Here is a 15,042-nt window from a genome sequence, read left to right on the forward strand (position 1 = left end):
CGGCAATAAGAGTTTTTCTTCCCCATACTCCTGCTTTTTTGATAGACTAGAAACAACACAAAGGGGGAAGCAGCATGGAAACGATTGAATTGAATACCGGCATTCAGATTCCAGTGATCGGCAGTGGGACGAATACATTTGGGAAAGAAAACCGAGAATACCAAGGTGCGATCAATGATGATACGACAGAGCTGTTGACTGCCATCAAGCTTGGGTATCGGCATTTTGATACGGCGATTTCTTACCGCAACGAAGCCGTGGTAGGCAAAGCCATCAAGGAAAGCGGGATCGACCGCAGCGAATTTTTCCTGACTTCTAAGATTCCTGGCAAACCAGAGCATACGCAAGATGCAGCTGCCGTGAAAGCGTCTGTCGAAGCGAGTTTAGCAGCCTTGCAGACGGAATCGATCGATCTTTATTTGATCCATCATCCGTGGGACAACTTGGCAGAGATCGCCGCTGTCTGGGCGGTTCTTGAGGCTTATGTCGATAAAGGAGTCTTAAAAGCGATCGGGGTGTCCAATTTCCAAGAAGAAGAACTTAGCTATTTATTGGCAAACAGTCGGATCAAACCAGCGGTCAATCAGATCGAATCGCATCCAGGCAAGTGGAACGATGCGATCATCGCCTATTCCTTAGCCAATCAGGTAGTTCCAGAAGCCTGGGGGCCACTTTCACGGATTTCAGAAGCGGCTCGGGAAACCTTGACCCAAATCGGTGAAGCGTATCAAAAAACCTGGAGCCAAGTGGTCTTGCGTTACCAAATCGAGCGTGGGATGATCGTGATTCCGAAATCCCATTCAGAAAAACATCAAGCCGAAAATTTAGCGCTCTTTGATTTCGCTTTGACTGCGGAAGAAAAAGCCGTCATCAAAGAATTATAGGCAATAAAAAGCAGTCCCATTAAAGGGAACCTGAAGCCAGTGCGGAAACTTCCGTGCTGGCTATTTTTATGCAGTCGCAACGCTCCTTCATGACTGAGGAGCTTTTCTATTCGTTAGATCAGCAACCGTAAGCCTTAGCAAAAAAGAAAATGCGCTTGCAGCCGTTTCTGCCAATGAACCCTCTTAATCATTCAAAGAAATAACCGATTATCCTTACTAAGGGTCGTCTACGGACGAGTCTTCATTGGATCGTGTGAAATTGGAAATGAAGGAGTGGCACAGTTGTGAAAAAAAGAAAAAAGACGATAGGAATTTATGTGATGATCACCTTGATGCTGGTTGCGGGGATCCCGATCATTGTCATGCTGACAAGTTCCTATTTAACCACCAAGAACTTATTGATTGAACGAAATGATTTGAACAAAGAAAGTGCCGTCAATTTGATCTTGGCGGAAGAAAAGAGTTTGCGCCGATCGACGGAAAGCAAATTGAAATCAATGGCTGAACTGCCAGCGATGAAAACAGAATTCAGCATGGGACGCATCCGTTCAGATCTTTCTTTAGCGATTGCTGGAAGCAACAGCTTCTTAGCGGTGACTTTTGGAACAGAAGATGATGAATATGTAACCTTCAATCCCTTACCAGATGATTATAAGCCTACGATTCGGCCATGGTACAAAGGGGCCGTAAAAGCCGAAGGAGAAGTGTATTGGACAGCACCTTATTTAGATACAGTGTCGAATCAATTTGTGACGTCGGCTTCGATCAGGGTCAAAAATTCCCATAATCAAGTGGGGGTTTTAAGCGTCGATGTTTCCTATGAAAGCATTCAAAACATCTTGTCTTCTTTTACCGTAGGGCGGACTGGGAATGTCACCTTAGTTTCAGAATCTGGGGTCATCGTGACCTCAAAAAACACCAAACAAATCGGTAAGAATATCAAAGAAGAAGAAGTATTCCAAAAAATCAAAGAAGCTAAAAACCCGACAGGCATGGTTGGTTTAGGCGACTCGAATAAAGTCAACGATGTGTTGTATGACAAGTCTGCTGATTCCAATGTTTGGGCGTACTCCGAAGTCAAAGCTAGTGATCTAGACAAAGAGTTAGGGGCGTTAGTCCGTACCACCATTATCGTTACGATCTTGATGCTGCTCTTTGTAGGACTGGTTTCTTATGCCGCGATCAAAGTAGTCGCAGCAATCATCGATTGCTTCAATCGTTACTTTAGAAAAGTCGGTGAAGGCAAACTAGAGAAGATGAGCAAAACCAAAAGAGCCAAAGGCGAAAAATGGACATGGGATCAATTGGCACGCCGAGTTGTATATCCAGACAAAGCAGGCAATGAGATCCAGCAAATGGCGGACAATTACAATGTGATGATCGAAGGCACGGGTGCATTGATCCAAAAAGTACAAAAAGAAAGCAACAGTGTCGCAGGAATGTCGGATTCTTTATTAGAATTGTCAAAACAAACCAATATTGCGACAGAAGAAGTCTCTCAAACCATTACAGGGATAGCTGAAGTGACCGGTGCGCAAGCCCAAGAAACAGAATACAGCGTGTCCCAAATGCAAAATCTGTCGCAGGTCGTGAAAGAATTACGAGAAAATGTTGGCGGCATGAGCAGCAAGTCACAAGAATCTACGAAGATCAATCAAGAAAACTTAACGATCATGGATCAAGTCGATGACAGCTGGCGACAAGAGTTGGCACAGATGGAGCGTTTGATGTCGAACATGACGGGAATGAATGATAGTATCCAAAACATCAACTCGATCATTGGGGTCATCAACGATATTTCTTACCAAACCAACTTGCTAGCCTTGAATGCATCGATCGAAGCCGCAAGTGCAGGTGAGTCGGGCAAAGGCTTTGCCGTCGTGGCTGCTGAGATCCGTAAATTGGCGGAACAAAGCAAGGCTTCTACCAAAGAGATCGAAGCGATCATTGAAGAAATTCGTGAGCAGTCTAGTCAAATGGTCAAACAAACGTCGGCATCTGTCAAAGGCGGCGTTCGCCAAACCAACTTGATCAAAGAAGCGATCTCGTCTTCAAAAGAAGTTTTCCAACGCAGCAGCTATATGATCGAAGGTATCCATCATATTGAAGCAGCCAGTGCCCGTATCGAAAACATTCAAAACAGTGTACTGGAAAACTTAGAAAACATTTCCGCATCAACGGAAGAAAATGCCGCTGGTACACAAGAAGTTTCCGCAAATGCAGAAGAAGTCTTGGCAACCATGGATGAATTTACCAACCATGTGGCCGATCTCAGAGACATTGCAGAAGAGTTGAAGCGATTGACCAATCGGTTTGAAGTGGAAAAATAAATCAAGCAAAAAAATCACTCATCAGCTATTCGCAAGAATGGCTGATGAGTGATTTTTGTTTGTTGAGGAGGAGACTACAAAAAAGCCAAGACGAATGTTGCTCATCTTGGCTTTTCATAATGATATTTATAAAACCGTATTACGGGCTATTGTGTCGTTTCGGTCCGCTGGATGATCATCTCCACGCGGCGGTTTTCCGAGCGGCCTTGTGGGGTGTTGTTATCGGCTTTCGGTTCGGTATCGGCAAAGGCTTGGATGGCAGCATTTTTTTCTAAAACGGCGCCTTTGCTGATGAAGTATTCCATAACGGTAATCGCACGAGCGGAACTAAGATCCCAGTTAGATTGGTAGCGGCCATTGCCTTTTTCCGGTACGTTATCGGTATGCCCGGCGATCACGATTTTGTTGGCTTTTAGTTTTTTCAGTGAGTCCGATAGTAGATCCAGTGACTGACGAGTGGTGTCCGTGATCTCGGCGCTACCAGAGGCAAACAAGATGCTGCTGGCTAGCGTGATATGCAAGCCATCGGATTCCAAGCGGACTTCTGTCTGGTCTTTTAAGCCAGAAGCGGCGAGTTCTTGTGACAGCTGGTCGCTGATTTTTTCTAGCTGCTGATTTTCCAGTTGGGTCCGGACCGCTGCTTCTTGCGCTTGTGCTTCGGCAGAAGTGGCGGCTTTTTTTCGCGGCGTGGTCTCGCCCATATCGATCACTGACCCGATGACGGAGGCGTTGCTGTGGTGGCTGGAAAGGATGGTGCCGAATTCGCTTCGGATTTCTTGAAACTTCTCATCATCGACTTTCGCCATGGCAAACATGACGATGAATAAGGCCAGCAGCAAGGTCAACATATCCGAGTAAGGCAAAAGCCACGCTTCGTCTACATGTTCTTCATGTTTCTTTTTTCGCTTCATGTCGCTTCACCCTTTATAATTGTTCTTGCCGTTTTTTCGGATCGATCAAGCTGTATAATTTTTTCTCAATACTTTTCGGCGATTGTCCGGCTTGGATCGCTAAGACCCCTTCAACGATGATCGACATCATTTGGACTTCTTGCTCCGATTTCAAAGTTAATCGTGAGCTAAAAGGAATGAACAGCACATAACCGAAGAAAATACCATAAAGGGTCGCCACAAAAGCCGCCGAGATCATATGACCCAGTGCTTCTACATCCTCTAAATTGCCTAGCGCCCCTATCAGCCCGATCACGGCTCCTAACACCCCTAAGGTCGGGGAACTCGTGCCGGCGGTTTTAAAAATAGCCGAGCCGATGCGATGCCGTTCTTCGATCCCATAGATCTCATTTTCCATGATTTCTTGGATCTGTTCGGCAGCGATGCCATCCACCACCATTTCCAAGCCCTTTTTTAAAAAAGGATCTTCTAAGTTTTGGATAGCACCTTCAAGAGATAGTAGGCCATCGCGCCGAGCTTGGTTAGCTAATTCAACGATGGTATTGATGGTTGTTTTTAAGTCGTATTCTTTATTTTTCAGCAGAACGCCGAAGATCTTCGGGATTTTTTTGATATCACTGCTGGGAAATGAATTGATAACGGCTGCGATCACACCGACGAAAATGATAATCGCGGCTGCCGGATTGATCAAAACGGCCACATTGGCACCTTTTACAATCATCCCAACCACCACAGATATCAATCCTAAAATAATACCGATCAGCAAGAAAAAATCCATTTGTTGCGTCCTCCTAAATTCTATTTCCAGGTTTTAAACCCTCATTTATTTTATCGGTGAATTAAAATCATTCTTAATAGCAAAAAAAAATAATCCAAAAAATAACTAAAATAAATTTTCTGTTTCTCCTTTTTTTGTTCTTTTTTTGACAAGTTTCGTCAAATTGTTGAAATGGTACAGCTTGCAATTTTTGTGAATATTTATAGATGGTACCGTTTTTTTTCGTGAAGCGCTTCTCAGGGTTTGTCATGTCATCAGGCACAAATGAAAATATTTTAATCAATTTTTCGAATAATGCTTGTTTTTTTATCAAAAAACTGATTTTGATCAAAAGGCATAGATATGCTTGTAAAACGCTTTATATCGATCGTTTGCTTTTTATAACTGGGGACGAAATTGCGATGAAACAGTGTTTAACAAATAACATAACACGTCTGTAACTTAAATGTCATATCCGTAAAGTTGCAAAAATCAAATTGTAAAATAAAAATAATTCTACTATAATGACATCACGTCTTCTTGTTTTTTTAATCTATAACAAAAAAATAAATAAATATATTTGTTTCTGTTCCATCGATGAAAAAAACGTTTGGTACAGAAGGTGGAAGGAGCAATTATTGTTGGATACCTATGATTTATTAAAAACAGCTATGAACGTTTCTGCACAACGCGCAGAATTGATTTCGTCTAATATCGCTAATGTCAACACGGATGGGTACAAAGCAAAACGCATCGTGTTTGAAAGCGAATTAAAGCAGGCACTCGCTTCGTCAGGGACCGACGCTGTAACAGAAGCGTCAGTTTCTCAAGTAAAACCGAAAATCACTGAAAATGCAACTACCAGTATCAAAGACAACGGCAATAACGTGGATCTTGAGGTAGAGATGTTGGATCAAGCAGCCAATGGGTTGTATTACAGTGCATTGACCGCACAAGTCAACGGACGCTTGCAAATGATGAACCTTGTCTTGAGTAATTGATAGAAAGCGCAGGAAAAACAAATGGGTATATTTAACGGACTAACGATCAACGCGAGCGGTCTAGCATTGGAACGGTTAAAACTAGATACAATCTCCAGCAATATCGCAAATGTAAATACAAATCAAACACAAACAACCGCGGCTTATCAAAAAAAGAGTATTCTTTTTTCAGAAAATTTAAAAAATAGTCGTGAAGGAACACCGGCTACATACGGTGTCAAAGTGACGGGGATCGCTGCCGATGAGACGGAAAAACTGACCTATGATCCTACCAATCCCGCTGCCAACGCTGAGGGATATGTCGGTCAATCAAATGTGGATATTGCCGATGAAATGGTGGCAATGTTGCAAGCGGTTCGAACGTACGAAGCCAATGTTTCTGCTTCAGAAATGAATAAAACAATCTTGAAAAAAGCATTAGAAATATCAAAGGGGTAACGAGAAAATGGATGGACTTTTAACGACAGGATTAACAGACTACCAAAACGTTTTGCGGACACTAGGCACGGGGGCTGCTTCAAACGAGACTAGTGTTGTGGGCACCAAGGAAAACCAGTTTTCTTCCTACTTGACCAATGCGGTCGATCAGTTGAATCAAAAAACGGCGGTCATGGATCAAGATACTGTCAATTTGATCACCGGCGATGAAAGCGATCTAGGCAATGTGATGATTCGCATGACGGAGGCGCAATTGGCGCTACAAACAGCCGTTCAAGTACGAAACAAGTGTTTAGAAGCTTACAATGACGTGAAAAATATGCAGTTTTAGCAGTGGGTGAGGGAATAAGAATAAATGATGGATAAAGTGAAAGAATGGACAGAACAACTCAAAGACCGTTGGCAAATGCAAAGCTCTTTAAAGAAAATGATCGTTGTTCTTTCCGTTATCAGCGTTCTCGGAATCACAGCAGCTGTTTATTATTTAAATACGCGAATTGAATACGGTATCTTGTTTACGGATCTAAGCGATGCCGATGCGGGAACGATCAGCAAGGATTTGGATGAACAGCAGATCGCCTACAAATTAGCCGACAATGGGACGACTATTTTGATCGATAAGGACCAAGTCGATGAATACCGCATCAATCTTGCCGTGGACAATAAGTTACCAAATACCAGTACAGGCTTTGAATTATTTGATGATGCCAACATGATGACAACGGATGAAGACCGCAAAATCATGTATCAGCGGGCAGTAACGGGCGAACTACAGCGAGCAATCGAGTCGATCGATGCGGTCAAATCCGCCAAAGTTTTACTCGTGATGCCAGAAGAAAGTGTCTTTTCTTCGGAGGAAAGTGCGCCGACGGCCTCTATCGTGTTGTCCTTGAAAAATCAGCAAATCTCAGACGAGTCCGTGCAAGGGATCGTTACCTTGACTTCCGGCGCAGTGGAAAAGCTGAAGCCTGAAAATGTAAAAGTCGTTGATAGCGCGGGCAATACGTTGACTAGAACCGAAGATGAAGCCAGTCAATTAAGTGGCTTAAACAATAAATACATTGCCATCAAAGATTCCTATGAAAAAACGCTAGAAGAAAAAGTAGCGAAGTTGCTGACACCGATCTATGGTGCAGACAAATTCCAAGTGTCGATCAATTTAGACTTGAATTTTGATTCGATCGAGCGGAAGAAAGTCACTTATGATGACCCAGAGATCAAGAGTGAAACAGTGCAGGCTGCTGGTTCGCAAGGGACCGTCCAAGAAGCCCAAACAGGGACTGTGGATGACAATGTCTCCAATGTGACGGGCACGGACGGAGAGGGGAACAATTCCTACAGTCGCTCCGTTGAAAATGAATTGGATACCGAGACCACTACGACCATTACGGCTCCTGGCATGATCGAGCGAATGACCAGCTCAATCGTGATCAATGCGAACCTTTCGCAAGCGGATCAAGCAGAATTGCAGCAGTTGATTGCTAGCGCCGTCGGCTATGACAATGACCGTGGCGATCAAATTGCGATCCAAGGGTTTGACTTTGCCCAAGCAGAGGTTGATCCAGCCGCTGATCCTCAAGGGAATGAACAGATTGCAGCTGCCAAAGGTTATGTCAAGTATGCCATCATCGGCGGTATCGTGTTGACCTTGTTCTTGGTGATCTTAATGATCGTTGGCGTGATCCGACGCCGACGCAAAGAAGACGAGTTGGAAGTGGATGTGACGGATGAAATGGTCACTTTTGCACAACCGTCCGCTGCTAGCATCGGAGCGAGTAACCCAGTTGCACAAGAAGTCGTTTTTGGCGGTGTCGGTAACCGGTCTGCTGAAACGAAACCAGCGGTGCCAGAAGCATCCACACAAGAAGCCACAGCAGAACATACAGGAGAACCAACATTGGATCAAACGGCTAGAAATTATGCCGAAAGCAATCCTGAAGTAGCGGCGGAATTGATCAAAGCTTGGATGAAAGAAAAATAAGGGGGCAGCCATGGATACAATAGACGGGGTAAAAAAAGCAGCGATTCTTCTGATTTCTCTAGGATCAGATACCTCTGCAAAGATCATGAAGCTGCTGCCAGAATCATTTATACAAAAAGTGAGCTATGAGATCGCCAACATCGACTTTGTCAGTCCCGAAGAGCGGGATCAAGTGTTGGAGGAATTTTCTCATACCGCAACGGCCCGCAAATATGTCTTAGACGGCGGGATCGATTATGCCAAAAATTTGCTGAACCAAGCATTAGGCCCTCAAAAAGCCAAAGAAGTCATTGACGTATTGACTCAGATTCAGCTGCGGGAACGGCCCTTTAATATCGCTCGCAAAGCCGATGTTCAACAGTTGACCAATCTGTTGATCGGCGAACATCCACAAACGGTAGCGTTGATTTTGTGCTACATGCAGCCGGACAAAGCGGCCAGCGTCTTGTCACAGTTTCCCGATCATTTGCAAGTGGAGATCGCTGAACGGATCGGGACGATCTCCAGTACGTCGCCTTTGGTGATCGAACGGATTGAAAAAGTGATCGAGAACAAATTCTCGAATTACATTGAGAACGATACGGAAAATGTCGGTGGTGTGCATACACTGGTAGAAATCTTGAACTCAGTCAGCCGCAGTACTGAAAAGAACATTTTGAACGACTTGGAAAAGCGGCAACCGGAACTATCCAACGAAGTGAAATCAAGCTTGTTTACTTTCGAGGATATCGTGACCCTCGATCGCTTGGATGTTCAAAAAGTCTTGCGAGATGTTCAAAACGATGTCTTAGTCTTAGCGCTTAAAGGCACGACCGACGACATCAAGAACTTTATTTTCTCCAACCTCTCATCACGGGCGGTGGAAAATCTGCAAGAAGAAATTCAATTTATGGGTCCTACCCGCTTGTCTGCTGTAGAAGAAGCCCAACAAAGTGTGGTGGCTGTGATTCGACGGCTAGATGAAACCGGTGAGATCTACATCGGAAGGGGCGACCAAGATGCAGTGGTCAAATAGCAGTTTATTGAAGCAGCAGGCGGTCAAAACGACTGAAGCTGCTCGCAGTATTTTGACGGATACGACCATCAAAGCGCCGATTGAGAAACCGAGCTTAGACCCAGAACTGCAAGCGGCTAGACGTGCACGCCAGTTGGAGCAGGAACGGCATCTGCAGCAAATGGAAGCCTTGAAACAGCAAATCTTGACCGATGCACAAGCGCAAGCGGCGCAAATTCTAGCAGAAGCGAGAACGGAAGGCTTTCAAGCAGGACAAGCAGACGGTTTTCAACAAGGCTATCAAGAAGGACTCAATGCCAGCAAAGAAGCCGCGCAAGCATTGATGACACAAGCCCAAGCCAATGTCGCTGAAGCCGTTTCTGAAATCAACACCTTTCGCTCAGAGAAAAAGCAAGAAATGATCGCTTACGGCACGGCAATCGCCGAAGCCTTGATCAATCAACGTTTTACAGACGAGCAAGCAGGCTTCCTGCCTTTTGTGGAGTCTGTGCTATGGCAATTTGAACAACCCGATCAATTTGTGACTATTCGCAGCCAAGAGCAGCATCTTGCAGGGTTGCGAGAATTGTTGGAAACCAAAAAACAGACGATCAGCGGGTTTCGCTATTTACTCATGGCAGATGACGGCTTGGCGGAACACGATTTTTGTATCGAATCTGAAAATGCCTTGGTGGTTTTTGAACTGAGGGAAGAAATCGCTCGCTTTTTGAGCCAATTTTTAGAAAGCAGTGTGAAGGAATGACGTTTGAATTACCGATCACAGCGCTGCGCAAAACAGCGCAAGCACAGCCGTTCTTTACCACTTACGGCAAAGTCAGCGAAGTCGTAGGTCTGCTGATCAAAGTCGAAGGGTTGTCGGTTTTCATAGGAGAAATCTGTGAAGTCGCACTGCAAAACAAGACACATACAGCTTTAGCCGAAGTCGTGGGCTTTGTGAAAAAAACCGTGCTCCTGATGCCCCTTGATCAGCTAGAAGGCATCGGACCGGGCTGTTTAGTGCGGCCAACTGGCAAATCGTTGACGGTAAAAATCGATGATACGCTGCTAGGGCACACCTTAGATGGACTAGGGCGACCGTTAGATATGGCGCTGGATCTGGAAACTGCGTCAGAATATCCAGTTAGTCAAGATTCTCCTGACCCCTTTCGTCGTCAAAAAATCGCTGAGATCATGCCGACAGGTGTCCGGGCGATCGATGGTCTCTTGACCGTCGGCCTTGGCCAACGGATCGGCATTTTTGCTGGCAGCGGGGTCGGTAAGAGTACCTTATTGGGGATGCTGGCTCGTTATTGCGAAGCAGATGTCATCGTGATCGGCTTGATCGGCGAGCGAGGACGAGAAGTCAAAGAATTTATTGAAAATGATCTAGGCCCAGAAGGCTACCGCAAGTCGGTCGTTGTCTGTGCTACCTCCGATATGCCACCCCTTGTACGACTAAAAGGGGCTCATGTGGCAACGGCGATCGCTGAGTATTACCGCGATCAAGGCAAGAAAGTCGTATTGATGATGGATTCGGTGACCCGTTTTGCGATGGCGCAGCGGGAGATCGGTTTATCAACAGGTGAACCACCGACGACCAAAGGCTATACCCCTTCTGTGTTTACAGCTTTACCGAAGTTGTTAGAGCGCAGTGGGATGTCTGACAAAGGCTCGATCACTGCCTTTTATACCGTCTTGGTAGAAGGTGATGACATGAATGAACCGATCGCTGATGCGGTGCGGGGGATTCTTGACGGTCATATTCTGTTGTCACGGAAAATCGCCGCTCAAAATCATTATCCTGCCATCGATATTCAAAACAGCCTCAGCCGTTTGATGAAGACCCTCGTTTCTGAGGAACAGCATGAACATGCGGGGGAACTAAAAGAAAACATGGCCGTTTATGCAGAGGCCAAGGATTTGATCGATATCGGTGCTTACAAAAGCGGCAGTAATGCGTTGACCGACCAAGCGATCGCGTTGCATCACCCCATCCTACGGTTTTTACAGCAAAAAGTGGATGAGCGGATCCCATTTGAACAAACGATTTTTGAATTGGCGCATTTGTTCAGTGAAGAAGCGCTGATCGAGCGCCAGCGTTCGACCATGTAAAACAGATCATAAAGGAGCAACCATGCAAGCATTTCACTTTTCCTTAGAAAAAGTATTGGATCACCGAAAAACCATTGAGCAAGAAGCCAAACGAGCGTACGCCCAAAAACAGCAATTGTTGATTCAGCAAGAACAGCACCTGAACACGCTGGCACAGGAAAAAGCCCAGCTTTTTGATGTCAATGAAATGACCATTGGGCGGATGCAAGTGCAGCAACGCTATTTGCTTGCTTTGAATGCCACCATCGATGAGGTTCAGAACAAAATGTTTCACGTGAAGCAAGAATTGGCAGAGTCTTTATCGGTAGTGGTAGAAGCGCAGCAGGAACGCAAGATCGTGGAAAAACTGCGAGAAAAACAATTTGCTGAATACACCTATGAACAGCAATTGGAAGAGCAAAAACAATTGGATGAGTTCGGCAATCGCGCCTTATTTTCTTAAAGAACTAATGTTTTAGTGATGAGATGACCTTGGTTTTAAAGCATCAGCTGAGAGGAGGTGAACAATGAAAGAGATCACAACAAGTGCCGCAACCGCTGTACCTGTCGGTAGCAAATCAAAAAAGATGGAGGCGTCACCAGAGGTCTTCAGTTTGATGATGCGACAGCTGACAGTTCAAGCAGGCAGCAACCTGCCAGCCCCTATCGAAACATCAGGGATGACGGAGCAAATCGCCGCCGCACCAGAAATGGGTACGGCCAGCAGTATGGAACATCTGCCGCAGGAGTCAGAAATCACTTCAGCAGCTGAACAATCTGCAACGACGCAAGCGCCAGAAATGAGCCAGATCAGCCAGACACCTTTTGCAGGCTTGGTTCAGGAAGCGGCACAGGCATCAATGGTAACGACGGAGCAGAACCAAACAAGCGCCACAGCAGCTTTAGCACCAATAGACGTAGCCACCACAGTCATCGACCCCTCCGAGTCTACGCTTGAAGGTCTGGATTTGATGACAAATGACAGAAGTGAAGCCGCAGCACCAACGCTTGAAACGCCTTTGCCAGAAGACTTAGTAGGCGAAGAGCAGTCCACGGCAAAAGGGATCGCGACTTTCAAGGAAATCGATTCAGTAACAAAAGCCGCGATTGCGCAGACGACAGAAGCACAGCTGAAACAGTCCACCGAAGGGACCGCTCAATTGGGCCAAACGGGACCATTGGATCAAGTGTCGCCAGTGACCCACCAAGCGACGGATACGACTAGCACCTTGCAAAGCATGAAGGAAACAGTCGCCAAAAATACGGAAGCTGTTTCTGCACAAGCCATTGCTTTTTCGGCAGTAACCGACAATGAAATGGCGACACCAGCACTGCAACTGCTTGATGTTTCTCCCCTTTTGAGCAAGCAAGGACTAGCGCCAACAAAAGCGAGTATGGAGCAAGCGGCTCTGCCCTTAGCAAAAGCGACTGCCCAACTCGTCCAAACGAGCAGCACGTCAAGCGAGAAAAAAATCACGTTGCAATTCGTTCCCGAGAAATTAGGCACGATCCAGCTTTCTCTAGAAACGAATGCCCAAGGCAGCCGCTTAGAACTGACCGTTCAGCAGCCGCAAGCCAAAGAATTATTGCTGTCCATCAAGCATGAGCTAGAGCAAGTTTTGCAAAAGCAAGAGCAGCCGATCCTAGCAATCAAAGAACCTACGTTAGCTTCTGTCCAGCAGGCTGGTCCGCTGTCAAATCAATCCTTTGCCGGCAGTATGATGGCAAGTGACAGTCAGTTAAACCAACAGCGTTTTTTACAGGCTCAAAAAGGACAAAGCAAAAAGCCATTTCATCAAAGCAATACGGTTGAAGAAGAGCAGCAATTAGCACCGATCGATCATGCGATCAGTATTTTAGTGTAAAGGAGGAGACCTATGGCAGATGAAATTACAGCAGCTGCGGCCGGTATTGCCAATACATCGGCATTAACGCAAACAAAAAAATCTTCAGATATCTCCATGGATGATTTTTTGAAGATCTTAGCAGCATCTATGAGCAACCCATCGATGGGAGGCAGCGATTCTTCTGGTAGTGGTAGCACCGACTATATCTCGCAACTGGTTCAATTTACGACCTTAGAGAGCTTGAATGAATTGAGCGAAACGTTGACGACCTCGGTGATTTTACAGCAACAGCAGCAAGCTTTTAGCTTGATCAATAAACAAGTCACTCTGATGGACGGCACAGAAACATTGTCAGGAACCATCGAAAAGGTCCGCTTTGCCAATGGCTACGCCACGATCGTCGTAAATGGCAAAGAATACAGTATGAGTGCGATCCAAGAGATTGGCGGCGAAGCAAAATGAGTTTGACGATTCAACAGGGGCTGCAAAAAGTTGCCGGGGAGCCTTATCAAAATCCCCGCAAAGCCGTGGACAAACAAGCCTTCTCTTCAATGCTTGAACAAAAACAAAACGACATCAAAGTCTCGCACCATGCGCAAAAGCGTTTGACCGCAAGGGAATTGACCTTACAAGACGATGATTACCAATCCCTTTCAACGGCGCTTAGCGAGCTAGCGGAAAAAGGCAGCAAAGAATCACTGCTTGTTTACAAAGATATGGGCTTGATCGCCGATGTCCATTCACGAACCATCATTACGGCGATGGGGATGAATGAGCTTCACACCGTCACCAATATTGACAGCGCCACATTTATCAAATAGCAGCTGGACTGAAAAGGGGCTGCAAGTATTTTCTGAATGACAGAGGAAAATACGCCAACCATAAGGAGGAAAATAAGCATGTTACGATCATTATATTCAGGTGTCAGTGGAATGAAAAATCTTCAAACGAAAATGGACGTGGTTTCAAATAATATCGCCAACGTCAATACGGTCGGGTTCAAATCAAGTCGAGTCCTTTTCCAAGACATGATGAGCCAAACGATGTCTAACGCAACTGCACCAGGCAACGGCTTAGGTGGGATCAATGCAACGCAGATCGGTTTAGGGGTTCAGACGGGCTCCATCGATACCATCAATACAGTCGGTGCCCCGCAATCGACTGGCCGCAGCATGGATTTTTATATCAGCGGACAAGGCTACTTTATGGTACAAGGACCAGGAGCAAATGGCGAAACCTATTACACACGAGATGGCGCATTTGTTCGCGACAGCAACGGAACCTTGACCAATAGTGATGGGATGCAAGTCTTAGGTCGTTCAGTCAATGGCGGTCAACCAGTTGTCTATGATGACAACTTTGATGAAAACACGGCATTGAGCGGACAGGGTGCGGTATCTCCCTTGTCGATCCCAAGCACACTGACCGTCAATGGGGAAACCTTGACCTATAACTCCATGGCAATCGATGCCAATGGCTTAGTGTTGGCAAAATACGGCAATCAAACCTTTGTGATGGGAAAAGTCGGTGTCGCAACCTTCAATAACCCAGAAGGCTTAGAAAAAGTCGGCGGCAACAACTATATCCAAACCAGCAACTCAGGAAATGCGATCGTTGCAGGCCCCGGCAATAATGGAGCGGGAACGCTGCAAGCAGGTGCCTTGGAAATGTCGAATGTCGATCTTTCGACAGAATTTACCGAAATGATCATTGCGAGCCGTGCCTATCAAGCAAATTCAAGAAGTATTACGACTTCTGATGAAATGCTGCAAGAATTATTGAATCTAAAACGTTAAGAACGTGACGCT

16 protein-coding genes are annotated in these 15,042 nt (G+C 45.6%); 14 read left to right on the forward strand and 2 right to left on the reverse strand.

Translation table 11 applies throughout. The annotated features are described in order from the left end of the window. Positions 1 to 74: 74 nt before the first annotated feature. Positions 75 to 884, forward strand: coding sequence for an aldo/keto reductase family protein (locus ACI3E5_RS00620; RefSeq protein WP_270289968.1), 810 nt, complete (start codon positions 75 to 77; stop codon positions 882 to 884). Positions 885 to 1,168: 284 nt separating this feature from the next. Then, positions 1,169 to 3,214 (forward strand): methyl-accepting chemotaxis protein, encoded by a 2,046-nt coding sequence (locus ACI3E5_RS00625; protein WP_005226571.1) that lies wholly within the window; start codon positions 1,169 to 1,171, stop codon positions 3,212 to 3,214. A 146-nt stretch (positions 3,215 to 3,360) separates the two neighbouring features. On the opposite strand, the gene ACI3E5_RS00630 is transcribed toward ACI3E5_RS00625, so the two are convergent. Beyond that, positions 3,361 to 4,125: an OmpA/MotB family protein gene (locus tag ACI3E5_RS00630; protein ID WP_008376629.1), complete on the reverse strand. Its 765-nt coding sequence runs from the start codon at positions 4,123 to 4,125 to the stop codon at positions 3,361 to 3,363. A gap of 13 nt (positions 4,126 to 4,138) precedes the next feature. Continuing rightward, positions 4,139 to 4,903, reverse strand: coding sequence for a flagellar motor stator protein MotA (gene motA, locus ACI3E5_RS00635; RefSeq protein ID WP_005232810.1), 765 nt, complete (start codon positions 4,901 to 4,903; stop codon positions 4,139 to 4,141). 620 nt (positions 4,904 to 5,523) lie between these two features. Here motA and flgB point away from each other — a divergent pair. From flgB to ACI3E5_RS00695, 12 genes are all read left to right on the forward strand, one after another. After that, on the forward strand, positions 5,524 to 5,883 hold the full coding sequence (flgB, locus tag ACI3E5_RS00640) for a flagellar basal body rod protein FlgB (RefSeq protein WP_034872092.1): 360 nt from the start codon (positions 5,524 to 5,526) through the stop codon (positions 5,881 to 5,883). Between the two features lie 21 nt (positions 5,884 to 5,904). Continuing rightward, the gene (gene flgC, locus ACI3E5_RS00645; protein WP_005232807.1) at positions 5,905 to 6,321 is read left to right on the forward strand and encodes a flagellar basal body rod protein FlgC; all 417 of its coding nucleotides are present in this window, start codon (positions 5,905 to 5,907) and stop codon (positions 6,319 to 6,321) included. 7 nt (positions 6,322 to 6,328) lie between these two features. Next, complete coding sequence (gene fliE, locus ACI3E5_RS00650; protein ID WP_005232801.1) at positions 6,329 to 6,652, forward strand: flagellar hook-basal body complex protein FliE; 324 nt, start codon at positions 6,329 to 6,331, stop codon at positions 6,650 to 6,652. A gap of 27 nt (positions 6,653 to 6,679) precedes the next feature. Beyond that, a complete protein-coding gene (gene fliF, locus ACI3E5_RS00655; protein WP_050790974.1) occupies positions 6,680 to 8,302 on the forward strand; it encodes a flagellar basal-body MS-ring/collar protein FliF in 1,623 nt (540 codons plus the stop codon). A 10-nt stretch (positions 8,303 to 8,312) separates the two neighbouring features. Further along, a complete protein-coding gene (gene fliG, locus ACI3E5_RS00660) occupies positions 8,313 to 9,317 on the forward strand; it encodes a flagellar motor switch protein FliG (protein ID WP_005226586.1) in 1,005 nt (334 codons plus the stop codon). Beyond that, positions 9,301 to 10,059 (forward strand): FliH/SctL family protein, encoded by a 759-nt coding sequence (locus ACI3E5_RS00665; protein ID WP_005232791.1) that lies wholly within the window; start codon positions 9,301 to 9,303, stop codon positions 10,057 to 10,059. Before fliG ends, ACI3E5_RS00665 begins: the two co-directional genes overlap by 17 nt. Next, positions 10,056 to 11,408, forward strand: a complete 1,353-nt coding sequence (gene fliI, locus ACI3E5_RS00670) for a flagellar protein export ATPase FliI (RefSeq protein WP_008376625.1) — start codon at positions 10,056 to 10,058, stop codon at positions 11,406 to 11,408. Before ACI3E5_RS00665 ends, fliI begins: the two co-directional genes overlap by 4 nt. 22 nt (positions 11,409 to 11,430) lie before the next feature. Beyond that, complete coding sequence (gene fliJ / locus ACI3E5_RS00675) at positions 11,431 to 11,850, forward strand: flagellar export protein FliJ (protein WP_005232789.1); 420 nt, start codon at positions 11,431 to 11,433, stop codon at positions 11,848 to 11,850. A 64-nt stretch (positions 11,851 to 11,914) separates the two neighbouring features. Beyond that, a complete protein-coding gene (locus ACI3E5_RS00680) occupies positions 11,915 to 13,252 on the forward strand; it encodes a flagellar hook-length control protein FliK (RefSeq protein WP_431394982.1) in 1,338 nt (445 codons plus the stop codon). 12 nt (positions 13,253 to 13,264) lie between these two features. Then, positions 13,265 to 13,696 (forward strand): flagellar hook capping FlgD N-terminal domain-containing protein, encoded by a 432-nt coding sequence (locus ACI3E5_RS00685; RefSeq protein ID WP_061053553.1) that lies wholly within the window; start codon positions 13,265 to 13,267, stop codon positions 13,694 to 13,696. Next, the gene (locus tag ACI3E5_RS00690) at positions 13,693 to 14,055 is read left to right on the forward strand and encodes a hypothetical protein (RefSeq protein ID WP_005232787.1); all 363 of its coding nucleotides are present in this window, start codon (positions 13,693 to 13,695) and stop codon (positions 14,053 to 14,055) included. The genes ACI3E5_RS00685 and ACI3E5_RS00690 overlap by 4 nt, the downstream gene beginning before the upstream one ends. Positions 14,056 to 14,133: 78 nt before the next feature. Next, on the forward strand, positions 14,134 to 15,030 hold the full coding sequence (locus ACI3E5_RS00695) for a flagellar hook-basal body complex protein (protein ID WP_005232786.1): 897 nt from the start codon (positions 14,134 to 14,136) through the stop codon (positions 15,028 to 15,030). The last annotated feature ends 12 nt before the right edge of the window (positions 15,031 to 15,042 follow it).

The sequence above is a fragment of the Candidatus Enterococcus avicola genome (assembly GCF_047470845.1).
Taxonomy (GTDB): Bacteria; Bacillota; Bacilli; order Lactobacillales; family Enterococcaceae; genus Enterococcus_D; species Enterococcus_D casseliflavus.

What these genes read in the sequence shown, in the direction of transcription:
- ACI3E5_RS00620 (WP_270289968.1), top strand. Translation starts at nt 75, where the DNA reads ATGGAAACGATTGAATTGAATACCGGCATTCAGATTCCAGTGATCGGC.
- ACI3E5_RS00630 (WP_008376629.1), bottom strand. Translation starts at nt 4,125, where the DNA reads ATGAAGCGAAAAAAGAAACATGAAGAACATGTAGACGAAGCGTGGCTT.
- motA (WP_005232810.1), bottom strand. Translation starts at nt 4,903, where the DNA reads ATGGATTTTTTCTTGCTGATCGGTATTATTTTAGGATTGATATCTGTG.
- flgC (WP_005232807.1), top strand. Translation starts at nt 5,905, where the DNA reads ATGGGTATATTTAACGGACTAACGATCAACGCGAGCGGTCTAGCATTG.
- fliE (WP_005232801.1), top strand. Translation starts at nt 6,329, where the DNA reads ATGGATGGACTTTTAACGACAGGATTAACAGACTACCAAAACGTTTTG.
- fliF (WP_050790974.1), top strand. Translation starts at nt 6,680, where the DNA reads ATGGATAAAGTGAAAGAATGGACAGAACAACTCAAAGACCGTTGGCAA.
- fliG (WP_005226586.1), top strand. Translation starts at nt 8,313, where the DNA reads ATGGATACAATAGACGGGGTAAAAAAAGCAGCGATTCTTCTGATTTCT.
- ACI3E5_RS00665 (WP_005232791.1), top strand. Translation starts at nt 9,301, where the DNA reads ATGCAGTGGTCAAATAGCAGTTTATTGAAGCAGCAGGCGGTCAAAACG.
- fliI (WP_008376625.1), top strand. Translation starts at nt 10,056, where the DNA reads ATGACGTTTGAATTACCGATCACAGCGCTGCGCAAAACAGCGCAAGCA.
- fliJ (WP_005232789.1), top strand. Translation starts at nt 11,431, where the DNA reads ATGCAAGCATTTCACTTTTCCTTAGAAAAAGTATTGGATCACCGAAAA.
- ACI3E5_RS00680 (WP_431394982.1), top strand. Translation starts at nt 11,915, where the DNA reads ATGAAAGAGATCACAACAAGTGCCGCAACCGCTGTACCTGTCGGTAGC.
- ACI3E5_RS00685 (WP_061053553.1), top strand. Translation starts at nt 13,265, where the DNA reads ATGGCAGATGAAATTACAGCAGCTGCGGCCGGTATTGCCAATACATCG.
- ACI3E5_RS00690 (WP_005232787.1), top strand. Translation starts at nt 13,693, where the DNA reads ATGAGTTTGACGATTCAACAGGGGCTGCAAAAAGTTGCCGGGGAGCCT.
- ACI3E5_RS00695 (WP_005232786.1), top strand. Translation starts at nt 14,134, where the DNA reads ATGTTACGATCATTATATTCAGGTGTCAGTGGAATGAAAAATCTTCAA.